14 protein-coding genes are annotated in these 14,080 nt (G+C 37.6%); 8 read left to right on the top strand and 6 right to left on the bottom strand.

What is annotated here, in order from left to right; translation table 11 throughout:
• The coding region (locus KG732_RS06725) for a hypothetical protein (RefSeq protein WP_213521679.1) at positions 1 to 271 on the top strand (271 nt) is incomplete at its 5' end.
• 171 nt (positions 272 to 442) lie between these two features.
• Here the strand turns inward: KG732_RS06725 and rsmD are convergent.
• Genes rsmD through KG732_RS06710 form a run of 3 tightly spaced genes read right to left on the bottom strand, consistent with a single transcriptional unit; the run spans position 443 to position 2,494 of the window.
• Positions 443 to 997 (bottom strand): 16S rRNA (guanine(966)-N(2))-methyltransferase RsmD, encoded by a 555-nt coding sequence (gene rsmD / locus KG732_RS06720; protein ID WP_213521678.1) that lies wholly within the window; start codon positions 995 to 997, stop codon positions 443 to 445.
• Positions 988 to 1,761, bottom strand: coding sequence for a DUF3822 family protein (locus tag KG732_RS06715; protein WP_213521677.1), 774 nt, complete (start codon positions 1,759 to 1,761; stop codon positions 988 to 990). Before KG732_RS06715 ends, rsmD begins: the two co-directional genes overlap by 10 nt.
• The gene (locus KG732_RS06710; protein WP_300980356.1) at positions 1,742 to 2,494 is read right to left on the bottom strand and encodes a hypothetical protein; all 753 of its coding nucleotides are present in this window, start codon (positions 2,492 to 2,494) and stop codon (positions 1,742 to 1,744) included. The genes KG732_RS06715 and KG732_RS06710 overlap by 20 nt, the downstream gene beginning before the upstream one ends.
• A gap of 116 nt (positions 2,495 to 2,610) precedes the next feature.
• Here KG732_RS06710 and KG732_RS06705 point away from each other — a divergent pair, with 116 nt between their 5' ends.
• On the top strand, positions 2,611 to 4,035 hold the full coding sequence (locus KG732_RS06705; RefSeq protein ID WP_213521676.1) for an ATP-dependent RecD-like DNA helicase: 1,425 nt from the start codon (positions 2,611 to 2,613) through the stop codon (positions 4,033 to 4,035).
• A gap of 296 nt (positions 4,036 to 4,331) precedes the next feature.
• Entirely contained in the window at positions 4,332 to 5,078 is a 747-nt protein-coding gene (kdsB, locus tag KG732_RS06700) for a 3-deoxy-manno-octulosonate cytidylyltransferase (RefSeq protein ID WP_213521675.1), read from the top strand.
• A 50-nt stretch (positions 5,079 to 5,128) separates the two neighbouring features.
• Here kdsB and KG732_RS06695 read toward each other — a convergent pair whose 3' ends face one another.
• Positions 5,129 to 5,440 carry a GNAT family N-acetyltransferase gene (locus tag KG732_RS06695; protein ID WP_213521674.1) on the bottom strand — a complete coding sequence of 104 codons (312 nt, stop codon included), beginning with the start codon at positions 5,438 to 5,440 and terminating at the stop codon, positions 5,129 to 5,131.
• A 186-nt stretch (positions 5,441 to 5,626) separates the two neighbouring features.
• Here KG732_RS06695 and KG732_RS06690 point away from each other — a divergent pair, with 186 nt between their 5' ends.
• The 5 genes from KG732_RS06690 (at position 5,627) to KG732_RS06670 (ending at position 9,360) form a co-directional block, all read left to right on the top strand.
• Positions 5,627 to 6,274 (top strand): alpha/beta hydrolase, encoded by a 648-nt coding sequence (locus KG732_RS06690; protein ID WP_300980354.1) that lies wholly within the window; start codon positions 5,627 to 5,629, stop codon positions 6,272 to 6,274.
• A 76-nt stretch (positions 6,275 to 6,350) separates the two neighbouring features.
• Entirely contained in the window at positions 6,351 to 7,301 is a 951-nt protein-coding gene (locus tag KG732_RS06685) for a lytic transglycosylase domain-containing protein (protein ID WP_213521673.1), read from the top strand.
• Between the two features lie 186 nt (positions 7,302 to 7,487).
• Positions 7,488 to 7,877 carry a sulfite exporter TauE/SafE family protein gene (locus tag KG732_RS06680; RefSeq protein ID WP_213521749.1) on the top strand — a complete coding sequence of 130 codons (390 nt, stop codon included), beginning with the start codon at positions 7,488 to 7,490 and terminating at the stop codon, positions 7,875 to 7,877.
• A 71-nt stretch (positions 7,878 to 7,948) separates the two neighbouring features.
• A complete protein-coding gene (locus tag KG732_RS06675; protein WP_213521672.1) occupies positions 7,949 to 8,794 on the top strand; it encodes a DUF2911 domain-containing protein in 846 nt (281 codons plus the stop codon).
• A gap of 155 nt (positions 8,795 to 8,949) precedes the next feature.
• The gene (locus KG732_RS06670; protein ID WP_213521671.1) at positions 8,950 to 9,360 is read left to right on the top strand and encodes an OsmC family protein; all 411 of its coding nucleotides are present in this window, start codon (positions 8,950 to 8,952) and stop codon (positions 9,358 to 9,360) included.
• A gap of 203 nt (positions 9,361 to 9,563) precedes the next feature.
• On the opposite strand, the gene KG732_RS06665 is transcribed toward KG732_RS06670, so the two are convergent.
• On the bottom strand, positions 9,564 to 11,294 hold the full coding sequence (locus tag KG732_RS06665) for a sodium:solute symporter (RefSeq protein WP_213521670.1): 1,731 nt from the start codon (positions 11,292 to 11,294) through the stop codon (positions 9,564 to 9,566).
• 80 nt (positions 11,295 to 11,374) lie between these two features.
• Positions 11,375 to 14,002, bottom strand: coding sequence for a PIG-L family deacetylase (locus KG732_RS06660; RefSeq protein WP_300980353.1), 2,628 nt, complete (start codon positions 14,000 to 14,002; stop codon positions 11,375 to 11,377).
• Positions 14,003 to 14,080: the final 78 nt, after the last annotated feature.

The following is a 14,080-nucleotide window of genomic DNA, read 5'->3' as shown; positions in this document are numbered from 1 at the left end:
TACAAAACAAATTATTGTACGTTTTATTTACGTACGTTTATATTGTGTCCAACAGGTTATATATGCTCGATCCACTCCTCCTAATAAAAAGCAACTGGAGCTAAAGAAGCCCATACAAAGGCTGGAGGTAACAGCGGTTTTTATGACAGATGATAATGCCACTTCCTTGGAATCAACTATAAAACTAAGTAAGTCACTAGCACGAACCACCCAAAAATGTCAAATGCAAGTGGTGATTTGGAATCCTCAGCATACAAGATCATGGCTATAGAAGGAACCAATCGCAGTGTAATCTCTGTATAGTTGATCAATTAGGAGCATCCGGCTTCTAGCAAGCAAGCGCTCTCATTTTAGGAAAGAAAAGCGCTGGACAGTCCAGTAAAAATAATAAAGCCTTGCAGTGGTTACTGGCATTAGCTTTAGAAGTTACAGTTGTTTGCCATCACTCTTCCTCACTACTAGGACCTTCAAAAAAGCTAAAAACTGTACCGCCATAGCGCCGCTCGTTATCAAAATGCTCATGAGTAGCTAGTGAGGTGTGTTTAGAATGTTCTATAATAAGAATTCCGTCTTCGGCAAGAAGCTCGTTGGAGTAGACGTAATTGGGTATTTTTAAAAACTCTTCTTCTTCCAGCGCATAAGGTGGATCTGCAAAGATGATGTCGTATTTCCCTTTGTGTTTTTCTAGGAACTTAAATACATCTGCTTTTATGGTGTCGATTGGAAAATCCAATTCTTCTGCAGTTTTTTTTATAAAGGCTATGCAAGGGTAATGTTGGTCAACTGCTATCGCACTAGCAGCGCCACGACTACAAAATTCATAAGACATATTACCGCTACCGGCAAAAAGTTCCAGCATTTTAATATCGTGAATATGAATCTTATGTCGTAAAATATTGAATAATGCCTCTTTGGACATATCTGTAGTAGGTCGTACAGGTAAATTTTTGGGTGCCGATATGCGACGACCTTTGTGTATTCCAGATATTATACGCATACAATGTGTTCTAAGTATTTAGGATAATTTTCTATATAACTGACATCACGCACGTAGGTGTATAAAAGGTCAAATAATTTTTCTTCTTGTAGTTCAGCACACAAGATCATTTTCATAGTTTCTGGGTCGAGGTCATTATGATGTGTGGTAAACATCGTGTAATACAAAATATCCTCTATGGCATCATGTGGAAAAAGGTTTTGTGCCACTAGCGTTCCATTTTTAAAAATAGTCAGGTAAAAATGCTTTTTTTTAATATCAAGATACACCTGTGGTCGTAAAGTGGCTATTGAAGTATCTCTACACTCTAGAATTCGAGAGCTGTAATGGAAATATTCATAGCTACCATAGCGTTCAAAGAAATAGTTATTGATATTAGCAAAGGCGATATACACGGTATGAACTCCTGATTTTCCTACGTTTTTATCGACACTTAACACATCTGTTTCTATGATTCTCGCATTGTATTTAAGATAATCTACTGCGTGGTCATCATGGTATAAAAGAGCAGGGACAGAGGTAACTATGTTATGATGGTATATTAGGGTTGTTTTTGCGAAAGCCTCATCTAAAAGAGCCTCTTTAGTAAAGCAGTCCTCTATGGCCTGTAAAATCTCTACAGGATTTGCTGGGTGTTTGAACTCTTTGTGCAACGAATTTAAAACACCCATGTGATCATAGGTGTAAAAAGAAAGTCCATCCTGATGAATCAGAACGGACAGTTTTTTTATATGGCCGGTGTGGCTATTTTTCGTTGAGTGCATACTGTCTTGGCCAGTTTCCACTAGTAGTAATTTCTTCAAGGCTACCTACAAAAATGGTTGGGCCATCAATACCTTCTACGCTTTTCATCTCTAATTCTTGATTTACCAATCTTTCAGGCTGGTCGAAAAGAATATCCTTTTTTTGTGCTACCGCAACGAAAACAGGTATTCTATTTTCTTTATCAAATACAACTCCTGTCTTTAGTTCTATCGAACCAGGAGCTCCTTCTATGTTGTATTTCAATAATTGTGAAACGTCAACTTTACTAAAGAGGGAGTCTTTAACTGATGTAAAGCCTAAAGTATCGGTAAGGGTTATTTCTTTTTTGTACCCGTTAGGGTCATCCGCACGCAGTCTAAATTTAATGTTGCGCACTTCATCTATAATCGTACTGTCTCGTTTTTGGGTTAAGGCAAATTTTGCAGTGTCTATAAAACGAGATAATTTAAGAATATCGTCATTATAATTCCCTGTAATCGTCTTATGAGCATTTTGTGCTTCTCTTAAGAGAATTAATTGAGCGACCACTTCTTTGTAACGCTCTTCTTTTGCTGCTTCAAATTTTACTGGTTCTTCAATAGATTTAAATAATTTATATCCAAAAAAGCCACTTATACCTAGCAATACTACAATTATAATTGGGTGTAATTTTTTAGGGATCCTATTAATGAATATCGCTAATAGAACTAGGATTGCAAGACCTAAAACAACTGCTATAATTAAATTGACCATATTTGAAGGGTTTAATGCTTTTTTTAACGTTCACAAATCTACAATTTTTTTTCACTCGTCCTAGCCCGAGATATAAAATTTGAGTTAAGTTTATACTCAGTTTTCCACAATTGCTAATGACTCCACAAGAATTTTACCAAGTACTTCTGTTAGATTTCCCATTTAAGCCTACAAATGAGCAAGATAGGGCTTTAGAGTCTTTAGCCGATTTTATTATAGACAAGAATAAAGATCGGCTTTTTATACTGCGTGGTTATGCAGGAACTGGAAAAACCACTTTAACAAGTACGATTGTTAAGAGTATATGGAAGTTAAAAATGAGTTGTGTGTTACTGGCACCTACTGGCAGAGCAGCAAAAGTGATCAGTAATTACTCCAATAAACAAGCCGCCACGATTCACAGAGAAATTTATTATCCAAAAAGTCAAGGAAATGGTGGGGTGCAGTTTACTTTAAAGCAAAACAAATACCGCAATGCACTTTTTGTAGTAGATGAAGCATCCATGATTCCTGATGTAGCTGCAGATAATAAAATGTTTGGTGGAAACGGGTCGCTTCTCGATGACCTTATTGAATATGTGTACAGTGGTGTAAATTGCAAGTTGATGATTATAGGAGATACCGCCCAATTACCTCCAGTACAACTCGATGTTTCTCCAGCTCTGGACAGCCAGTTGATGGAGCAACGTTATTTAAAGGAAGTTACCGAGATCGAGTTAGATGAGGTAAAACGCCAAAGCGAAAATTCGGGAATTCTACTCAATGCTACAGGGATACGCAATCATATATTACATGAAGAGTTTGATTTTAAATTTGATGTAGCGCACTTTACCGATATTAATAGACTTATAGATGGTTATGAGATCTTGGACGCTATCAATAGCGCTTATGACTCTCACGGTCATGAAGAAACTGCGATTATCGTGCGGTCTAATAAAAGGGCCAACCTGTATAATCAACAAATAAGATCCCGCATTTTATTTAATGAGAACGAGCTTTCACCAGGAGATTATTTAATGGTAGTAAAAAATAATTACCACTGGCTTCAGCCATCTAGTGATGCCGGTTTTATTGCTAATGGCGATATTGTAGAAGTATTAGAAATCTATGCTTTTAAAAATATCTATGGCTTCCATTTTGCAGAAGTTAAAGTGAGAATGGTGGATTATCCTAAAATGAAAGAATTTGAAACGGTTCTCTTGCTGGACACTCTTACTTCAGAAACACCTTCCTTAACATATGATGAGAGCAATAAGCTCTATCAAGAAGTACGCATGGATTATTTAAAACTACCCAAGTACCAACAGTATAAAGAAATCAAAGAGAACCCATTTTTTAACGCCTTACAGGTGAAGTTTTCTTATGCGATTACTTGTCACAAATCACAAGGAGGGCAGTGGGAAAACGTTATTGTAGAGCAACCTTATTTACCAGAAGGGCCAGATAAAAGCTATTTAAGATGGTTGTATACGGCCGTTACTCGTGCCAAAACAAATTTGTACCTCATAGGCTTTAAAAATGACCATTTTATAGAACACTAGGCTGTTGTGGAATGATTTAAAAATCTTTTTTTCATCTATTTAAGACGCTATTGGTTTTGATATTGTTGAGAATTCAACACGTTGCATAGGAGGAGGCGTAATCTTGTTACTTGTGGAGGTGCCCAAAACATGCCACCGTCCTTTACCTTCTAATACAACTCCTTGCGAGAAGTGGTGTAATGTTATTTACATAATTGCCTCTAGTAGAGCAGTGGGATTTTATTTTAAGAGAGAAAATGGTTTTGTAACAAAAGAATCAGATAGAAGATTACCTTTGTTGTTGTTAACTATTAGAGATGAAAAAAATCGCGGTTATTCCAGCACGCTATGAAGCCAGTAGGTTTCCCGGTAAACTTATGAAAGATCTTTGTGGGAAGTCGGTGATATTACGCACTTATGAAGCTGCCTTGGATACAGGCCTGTTTGACCAAGTTCTTGTAGCTACCGATAGTGCAGTGATCTATAACGAGATTATTAGTCATGGTGGTAAAGCGGTGAGGAGTCGTAAAGACCACCAAACAGGTAGTGATCGCATAGCAGAAGCTGTGGAGGCTTTTGAAGCCGACCTGATCATTAATATTCAAGGAGACGAACCCTTTACCAACCAAACAGATTTAAAAAAGCTTATTCAAGTATTTGAAAATGATCCCAATGAAGAAATTTCACTTGCCTCTTTAATGCATGAGATTAAAGAGTTAGAAGACATACAAAATACTAATAACGTAAAAGTAATTACCGATCTTAGTGGTCATGCTTTGTATTTTTCACGTTCGGTTATTCCATTTTCAAGAGATGAGCCCTTAAAACAGCCTGTTTTCAAGCATATAGGAATTTACGCATTCAGAAAAGAAGCATTATTAGATTTTTACCACCAATCACCAACACCCTTAGAGTTGTCAGAAAAGATTGAATGTATCAGGTACTTGGAACACGGTAAGAAGATTAAAATGATCACTACCAACCATCCTAGTATAGGTATTGATACCCCGCAAGATTTAGAAAAAGCGATAGTACGATGGAAACAACTTTACAAAGAAATGTAAAAAAAAAGACTCTTAAAATAAGAGCCGTTAATAAGAGATACTAGTGCCGTTTAGATCGCAATTCCTACTGGAAGCATATCCTTGTATTTCATGCGATTTTTTCTTACAAAACCTGCTATTTTAGGATGAGTAGGGACTACTTTAAGTTCTTTCTCATTTTTAATATTTTCAAAAACAGCAGTTAAAAATTCATTTCTAAATTCTATATCATCTTCCAATTCTTCTGGGACAATTAATTTAGTTAAAAATATTTTTCTCTCTTGCTGGGCATATTCGATTCTTGCCAACATATCGCCTTTGCGACATTCGTATTGACGCAAAAATTCGTTGTCAGTAATTTCTAAGGTAGTAGAGGGTTCCATATACTTGTTTTAACTCATTAAAGTCTCTTAAATAGAGGATCACTAATTTTATTCAAAGTAACTTTGGAGATGATTAGAGAAGAGAGCAAAAAATGTTTAGTTATAATAAAGCAAATATAGATGAAAATAGATGATTTAAATCATCTTTTAATGTTAAAGCATTGATAGAAAGCAATTGTTACTGATATGAAGCACCTATACTTTATGCCAGGTATGGCAGCTGGCCCCTCCATTTTTGAGCATATCCAACTGCCTGAAAATGATTTTACTTGTCACTATTTGGAATGGATTATTCCTGAAAATAAAGAACGTTTGACTTCTTACGTGAGTCGCTTATTACAACAGGTTACCCACACCAATCCGGTGCTTATAGGGGTATCATTTGGCGGTATAATTGTTCAGGAGATGGCAAAGCAGATCAACGTGGATCAACTTATTCTCATTTCTACTGTTAAATCTAACCAAGAATTTCCAAGAAGGATGCGGTTTTCTAGAATGATAGGCTTGCATAAGATGTTTCCTACTCGCCTTGTAGAAAGCTTTGAGGTCTTAAGTTCTTATAGTCGCGGTGTGGCGCCTAAAAAAATAGAACGGTATAAAAAATACCTATCGGTAAATAGTTCTGTTTATTTGGAATGGGCACTCGACACAATTGTCAACTGGGATCAGAAAGAGCCCTTACCTGGTGTGATTCATATTCACGGGGATGCTGACCCTGTTTTTCCTATCAAATACATCAAGAACTGCATAATTATTCCTAAAGGGACTCATGTGATGATTGTAAATAGGTACCGGTGGTTTAATGAACATTTACCAGAACTTATACGTTCATAAAGGCATAAAAAATTAACGAATTGTCCTGCGATAGAAGGTGCCTCTTTTTATATTTTTGAAGAAACACTTCAACAACATGAAAAAGATACTTATAGGGGCAGGAGTTGCCGTCATTTTCATAGTTACTATTAGTGCTATGCAGCAAGGAGGAGTTGCTTCCAGTAGCGCTGCAATTTCATCTTGGAAGACATCGACTAGTGCAAAAGTAGAAAAGCGTGTTCAGGATTATAAGGTGTATAGTGTCCATTTACCTAAAAGTCTTGATTTTGCTGGTGAAGCAGTACCGCTTGATCAACCCGATATTAGAGAACGCGTTGATCGGGAGTTTTTAGTAAATACCTACTGGCAATCTAATGGCATATTACTGATTAAACGAGCTCAAAAATATTTTCCAATCATTGAGCCAATTCTTGCCAAAAATGGAATTCCAGACGATTTTAAATATCTGGCAGTAATAGAAAGCGGTTTGCAAAATGTTAGCTCTCCAGCTGGTGCCCGAGGTTTTTGGCAACTAATGCCTGCTACAGGTAGGGAATTAGGATTAGAGATAAACGCTAATGTAGACGAGCGCTACCATTTAGAAAAGGCCACTAATGCGGCTTGCTATTATTTAAAGGAAAGCAAATCAAAGTTTGGAACATGGACCCTTGCAGGAGCGGCATACAACGCAGGTAACGGTGGAATCAACAAACAAATAGAAGCTCAAGGGGTAAACCGTTATTACGATCTTCTTTTAGGTGAAGAAACAGGACGTTATGTGTTTAGAATTTTAGCCATCAAAGAAATTCTTAAAAACCCAAAGAACTTTGGCTTTAACGTCAACCCTAGTCATGGGTATGAAGTTATTCCTACTAAAAATGTGATGGTAGACTATGAGGTGGAGGACCTTTCTGCTTTCGCGAAAGCGAACAACATCAATTACAAAATCCTTAAAATCCACAATCCGTGGTTAAGAGAGCCTAGTTTAAAGAACAAATCAAAAAAGGAATATGCCATAGCTATACCTGAAAAAGGGTATTATAATTAAACAAGATCAAGCAGCTCACTTTTGACATCACAACTAATGAGGAAATCGGTAAGTCTCTTCAAGAAAAAATAAACTATTGTGAACAAGTTGTTATTGAAATGTGCCTAATAAAAAATAATAGGATCAAAAAGAAGCCGTCTTTTTGTAGCTTGTGCCCACATTTTTATAATCATGAAATCAACTAAAATGACCTTAACAACTGTATTATTGCTATTATTAATAGGATTACTTGCTGGCGTCTTGAGTGGTAGCGTAGGAGTAGGTGGCGGTGTGATTATGGTGCCTTTAGCGATTTGGTTTTTAGGTTATTCACAACATCAAGCCCAAGGAATGAGTCTGGCTGTACTGGCTGTTCCAGTGACCTTACTCGCTGCCTATACCTATCATAGCAACGGCCATACGCTGGACTGGCGTTATGCTCTTATTATTGCAGTAGCATTTGTAATAGGAGGCTATTTTGGTTCCAAGATCGCCATTAGTCTTAATCAGCAAATGCTTAAAAAGGTGTTTGGAGTGATATTATTGGTCGTTGCTATTAAAATGATCTTTTTCTCTAGTGCTAAAGGGGTTAGTTAACAACATCCTAACATTTTTAAAGATCAAAATCACCGATATTTACGTGCGTATTAAAAATTAAAAATCACATCATGAAAAAAATAATAGTTGTTTTAAGTTTACTGCTAGTTGCTGGCACTGCAGTGGCTCAGATAGATGCACCACAACCAAGTCCAATCGCTAAGGCCACGCAAACCGTAGGTCTTACCGAAGTTACTCTCGAATATTCTCGTCCAGCAAAAAGAGGAAGAGCTATTTTTGGAGAGTTAGTACCATTTGACAAACTCTGGCGCACTGGTGCCAACTCAAATTCGATGATTACATTTTCTGACGATGTAAAATTTGCTGGTACAGAGGTAAAAGCTGGAACTTATGCGGTGTACACAAAACCAGGAAAGAAAGAATGGATCGTAATGCTGTACGACGACACGAGCAACTGGGGCAATCCTAGAGCTTGGGATGAAGAGAAAGTAGTAGCTACTACTAGTGTAGCAACTAAAAAACTTAAAAATCAAGTAGAAAGCTGGACCATGGCGATCAATGAACTGACTATGGAAGGGGCTCATTTACAAATGATGTGGGATGAAACATTAGTAGCGGTTCCTTTTACGGTACCAACAGCTGCCAAAACACAAACTAGTATTGATAAAGTAATGTCAGGTCCATCAGCAAACGATTATTATGCTGCTGCTACCTTTTACTTGGATGCCAATAAAAATTTACAACAGGCTCACGAATGGATATCTGAAGCAGTAAAAGCACGTCCTGAAGCCTACTGGATGCACCGAAAAAAAGCGCTTATAGAAGCAAAAATGGGTAACAAGTCTGCTGCGATCGCATCGGCAAAAATCTCGTTGACTCTTGCAGAAGAAGCAAAAAATATGGATTACGTAAAATTGAACACCGACAGCCTTAAAGAATGGGGCGCTAAGATGTAAGCATATTTTGTGACCTCGCTTTCGCGAAAGCGGAACAACAATAACCGTCTAGAGTATTTCTAGACGGTTTTTTAGCGTCAAAACTCAACTATCTGTTAAAAGAGGTAGAATTCAATAGCAATTTTTTACTTTAGCTTCCATATAAAAATAAAACAATGAAATTTTCAAGAAAAGCAAATGCCCAATGGGAGGGAACAGGTAAAGAAGGAAAAGGAAACATTTCTACACAAAGTCAGGTGCTGGATAAGACCGCATATTCATTTGGTACTCGCTTTGAAGAGGGTAAGGGAACTAATCCAGAAGAATTAATAGGAGCTGCACATGCGGGTTGTTTCACCATGCAATTGAGTTTTTTACTTAATGAAGAAGGCTTTACAGCTACTCATTTATCTACAGATGCTAAGGTTAACTTTGAAGATGGAGAAATTACTCATATCACTCTAGAATTAACTGGTAAGGTTCCAGAACTATCTAAAGAAAAATTTGCAGAGATCGCAAATAAAGCAAAAGAAGTTTGCCCTATATCAAAATTATTAAAGGCTGAGATTTCCTTAGAAATAAAGTAAATCATCACCTCTTATTTTTAAAACCGTCTGTACCAGTTGCAGGCGGTTTTTTAATGGAATACATTTTCTGTTCTAATAAAAACCCCAGTTAGCAGTTGATTGAGTTGTGGTTTATAATTGGGGTGTATTTTTTACCTAGTAATTCTTGAACCTTAAAAGCAACGAACTCTCTACAGCCATCATGGAAAGTAATTGTTCATTCACTAGCTATTTTCAAATTGAAATGCAGTGCGATCTTCTTTATTTAAGGAGCTAAAAAGCAAAGCAAATCCTATTGTTAAAAATGCTCCTAACGGATTCAACCATAAGAACGGAAGGATTTCAATTCCTTCTACAAATTCGTGTAAAACAGCACAAGTGGCAACAATGACTTGAGAGATACAGGCCGCTATAAAAACCGCTTGTCCTTTTATTTTTTTAAAGTAAAAAGCCACTAAGAAAATCCCCAAAATAGTCCCGTAAAATATAGATCCTATAAAATTGACCAATTGAATCAAGTTGTCAAATAAAGAAACAAAACTGGCAAAGAAGATCGCTATAACTCCCCACATGAGTGTGAACCACTTGCTCATATTCACATAATGATCGTCGTCTTTTTCCTCCTTACGGAATCTTTTGTAGATATCTACAGCAGTTGTGGAACTTAAGGCATTTAATTCTGAGGCTGTAGAACTCATTGCGGCACTGAGGATGACCGCAAGTAATAACCCAATCAAGCCTTTGGGTAAGTGATGCAATATAAAGTGTATAAATACAAAATCCTTATCGTTCGTTTCAATACCGCGGTCTGCCTTTTCAATAAGAGTGCGTGCTGCAGCTCTGTTGCCTTCTTCTTGAGATCTAAGGTAATCCAGAGCCAATTCATAATTAATAATATCTTCTAAAGCAGAGGTGTTTAGTGCTGTGGCATATTTTTTTTGAACCTCCTGTTTTTCCTTTAATAGTTCTTCATGACTGGACTCAAGTCTGCTGTACTGACCTGCAAATTCGCTTTCCTTTACGGCTTTTTCTGCCGCAGGGTTGAAGTTTAGCGGGGTGGAGTTGAATTGATAAAAAACAAAAACCATGACCCCTACCATAAGAATAAAAAACTGCATAGGTACTTTTAGCAGTCCATTGAATAACAGTCCTATGCGCATTTGTTTTACAGATTTCCCGGACAGATAGCGCTGTACTTGAGACTGATCTGTTCCAAAATAGCTCAACATTAAAAAAGTAGCTCCAAAAAGGGCACTCCAGACGTTATAGCGATCATCTAAGGAGAATTCAAAGTCTAGAATTTGCATTTTTTCGGCACTTCCTGCCATCGTAAGAGCATCATCAAAAGTGACGTTATCTGGCAATTGAGTTACGATAAGGACAAAGGCAGTAACCATTCCGGCCATGATGACAATCATTTGTTGCTTTTGAGTCACGTTAACGGCTTTAGTTCCACCAGATACGGTGTAAATAATGACAAGGATACCTATAATGATATTCAGGTATTTTAATTCCCAATCCAGTACGGCGCTTAAAATAATTGCCGGTGCATAAATGGTAATTCCAGCTGCGAGACCGCGTTGGATCAAAAATAGGATGGAGGCTAGAGATCTGGTTTTAAGGTCAAATCTTTTTTCTAGAAACTCGTAAGCCGTGTAAACCTTAAGTCTATGATAAATAGGGATAAATGTGACACAAATGATAATGACCGCGATGGGAAGTCCAAAATAGAATTGAACAAACTCCATCCCATCGGTATAGGCTTGTCCAGGAGTACTTAAAAAAGTAATAGCACTTGCTTGAGTCGCCATTACTGAAAGCCCTACCGTCCACCAACGAGCATCACCACCTTTGATGTATTCTTTGCTGGTCTGTTTTCCTCGAGTTTTATAAACTCCGTATAGTACTATAAAAGCAAGGGTGCTTACCAGTATGAACCAATCAACTATTTCCATAAACCGCGCTTAATATATAAAACAATATAGCAAAGACAATATTTGCTAGAATGACCAGTGCATACACAAGCTTCCAATTTTTAGAGTTTTGTTTGTCCATCTTTGTTTTTAATTGACGGAGTTCCAACTCCTATGCTAATCATGTTTGCAAGTAATTTGTAAGCTCCTGAAACTCCCGCTGGTAATTCTCTAAAGAGGCTTAATCCGGTATAAATAATATGCCCCTTGCCATATTCAGCAACAATGAGACTTCCTTTAGTCATTTTCTCATTCTTATCACTCATTCCTAAAATGGGAGTAAAAGCAGCATCCCATTGTTCTGGAAAATAAAGTCCGCGTTCTTGCACCCAGCCTTCAAAATCTGTTGGGTTAATCGCATTAGGATAGGACATGATCTTATGCTGAGGTTCTAATATGGTTACGGTCGCATTTTCATCAGTTACACGCTTTCGCGAAAGCGTTATTGGTAAAGGACCCAAATCATTTTGGCTGATGCCACGGTTTGTATTGTATTGCATCATCAAGGTACCGCCATTTTTCACATAGGGTTCCAAACGGTTTTGCAGTGCTGCCATATCTTCTTTGGCGACATTATAGGCTCTGATTCCTACTACTACGGCGTCGTACTTAGAAAGGTCATCAGGCACCTCACTTGGTTCAAATTTAAATACGTTTCCACCAATAGCTTCAATAGCTTGAGCGACATCATCTCCAGCACCATTGATATAAGCAATAGTTTGAGCCGTATTGATAAGACCAGGTTTTACTACCTGAGACTCATTATCTCTAACCAATTGTTGATCTGGAATATGATCGTAATCGATATTAATCACTTCTTGTTGAAAGGTTTGTGAGCCAATTTTTACGAGCGCAGAAATGACACCTCTCGAGGCCTTTTTAGGCGGTTGTACGTTAAAGGTGTAGTTTTTTTTCTCCCCTTTTTCTAACCTTTTAAAATTAAAATTTGTGGGAGTAATGCTCCAGTCATCTGGATAGGCTAACTCTAAGCTGCCTTGAGGGAGTTGTTTAGTTGCCTTTATGGTGACTTGAACAGGTTGGGGGGTAGTTCCAGAGAATACATATACCGGATTTTCTAGGCTTACAGCAACCTCTGGAACAATATAAAAGGGTTCATTCACCTCGCCACGAACTGGGTCAGTGCGCTTGTGAATAATGGGAAATTCTCTGTACAATCGAGTTCCCTGTAGTTCTATAAAGGTTCTTACTATAAACTCCGGACCCTTTTCAGGTTTTCCAGTAAGACTTTTATTTTTAAATTGATACATTCCTAAACTTCCTTTTTCTTTTAAGTAATAAGGAGTGCTAGCCTCGTAATACGGAGGAATGTTTAAGGTAGCTTCTATGGTTTTAGTGTCGTTTTCATTAAGACGAAGTTCCTTTTCTTCGATTTGAATCAGTTGGTTCGGTAAAAGACTGACTTTAAATTTTTCTGAGGACCTGTTGGTGAACTCGATGTTCACTCTTAAGGATTCTCCAGCAGTGGCTGAAGGCGTATTCACACTTGCCTCTAGGTAAACGCCTGCAATATCAAGAATGATCTGATCGAGTTCTTCTAGTTTGATTTTTTTCCAGTGTTCATCCTTTAACTTTTCAATTTGTGCGCGCATTTCTAATAGCGCAGGAATGCTTGCCGTCGGCTTCTTAAAATCATAGTTGGCTAGGATAGCGTTGAGTAAAGGCAGTATGCTACTTCCGCCTTTTACACGAGTCCAAGTGGTGTTGATTCCAGAAAACAAATCAGACTTATCGGTGGGGAAGGAGCCTTTTAGGTATTCTAAGTATTCGGTTTGTGAACCTCTTGAGCCAGAACTTCCAAAGCCTTGAGACTGGTGCTTACTTCTACTTAATGCAGCAATCTCGCTGTTAGATAATCCTTTATAAGGATAATAAGTTCCTGCATCTAGTTCTATAAGGTTGGTTTTATCTGCCTTTTCAAAAGCTTCTTCACTTCCATAAAACCACCAGCTGGTATTAAAGAATATACGTTGTGCTTGCCAGGTTTCTAGTTCTTTTAACTGGCTAGCATAAATAGTTTTATCGGCTGCAAAATCAAATACCTTCATACTCAACATAGCGCTGCTGGTATGATGTCCATGTGTGGATCCAGGAGTGCGATGATTAAATCTATTAATGATAACATCAGGTTGAAATTCTCTGATAATACGGACCATATCCTCCATCACTTCTTGTTCATTCCATATTTCTAGAGTTTCCTCAGGATGTTTGGAATAGCCAAAATCATTGGCACGGGTAAAAAATTGTAGTCCACCATCGGTATTTCTGGCTTCTAGCAACTCTTGAGTTCTTATCATTCCTAACTGTTCCCTTAACTGAGGTCCTATAAGATTCTGCCCACCATCACCACGTGTAAGAGAAAGGTATGCAGTACGCGCCATTTGATCATTGGCAAGCCAAGAAATAAGTCGTGTATTTTCATCGTCAGGATGCGCAGCTACGTAAAGTACTGTTCCTAAAAAGCCCAATTTCTCCATTTGATGATAGATTTCGGCCGTATTTGGCTGTTTTTGAGCAAGCCTATTTTCTTGAGCAACTGCTGTTGAGTATAGGAAAAGGGCTGTTATGGAGGTAAAAAAAAGATGCTTCATATCGGTTGTGAAGATAGAATTTACAAATCTTAAAATTTTGTGAAGATTTGCTTTCGCGAAAGCGGAACCTATTCCAATCAAAAGAATGGTCTAATTGTATTGGATGCCATTTTATTTTTACTAAGCTAGTTCCTTTTTTCCTTTGTTTAGAGAACGCAC

It is taken from the genome of Nonlabens sp., from assembly GCF_018401815.1.
Classification (GTDB): Bacteria; Bacteroidota; Bacteroidia; order Flavobacteriales; family Flavobacteriaceae; genus Nonlabens.
The sequence above is the reverse complement of the archived record's forward strand: the minus strand, read 5'-3'. Positions and strand labels throughout refer to the sequence as shown.

What these genes read in the sequence shown, in the direction of transcription:
- kdsB (WP_213521675.1), top strand. Translation starts at nt 4,332, where the DNA reads ATGAAAAAAATCGCGGTTATTCCAGCACGCTATGAAGCCAGTAGGTTT.
- KG732_RS06695 (WP_213521674.1), bottom strand. Translation starts at nt 5,440, where the DNA reads ATGGAACCCTCTACTACCTTAGAAATTACTGACAACGAATTTTTGCGT.
- KG732_RS06665 (WP_213521670.1), bottom strand. Translation starts at nt 11,294, where the DNA reads ATGGAAATAGTTGATTGGTTCATACTGGTAAGCACCCTTGCTTTTATA.
- KG732_RS06715 (WP_213521677.1), bottom strand. Translation starts at nt 1,761, where the DNA reads ATGCACTCAACGAAAAATAGCCACACCGGCCATATAAAAAAACTGTCC.
- KG732_RS06670 (WP_213521671.1), top strand. Translation starts at nt 8,950, where the DNA reads ATGAAATTTTCAAGAAAAGCAAATGCCCAATGGGAGGGAACAGGTAAA.
- KG732_RS06675 (WP_213521672.1), top strand. Translation starts at nt 7,949, where the DNA reads ATGAAAAAAATAATAGTTGTTTTAAGTTTACTGCTAGTTGCTGGCACT.
- KG732_RS06680 (WP_213521749.1), top strand. Translation starts at nt 7,488, where the DNA reads ATGACCTTAACAACTGTATTATTGCTATTATTAATAGGATTACTTGCT.
- KG732_RS06685 (WP_213521673.1), top strand. Translation starts at nt 6,351, where the DNA reads ATGAAAAAGATACTTATAGGGGCAGGAGTTGCCGTCATTTTCATAGTT.
- KG732_RS06705 (WP_213521676.1), top strand. Translation starts at nt 2,611, where the DNA reads ATGACTCCACAAGAATTTTACCAAGTACTTCTGTTAGATTTCCCATTT.
- KG732_RS06690 (WP_300980354.1), top strand. Translation starts at nt 5,627, where the DNA reads ATGAAGCACCTATACTTTATGCCAGGTATGGCAGCTGGCCCCTCCATT.
- rsmD (WP_213521678.1), bottom strand. Translation starts at nt 997, where the DNA reads ATGCGTATAATATCTGGAATACACAAAGGTCGTCGCATATCGGCACCC.
- KG732_RS06710 (WP_300980356.1), bottom strand. Translation starts at nt 2,494, where the DNA reads ATGGTCAATTTAATTATAGCAGTTGTTTTAGGTCTTGCAATCCTAGTT.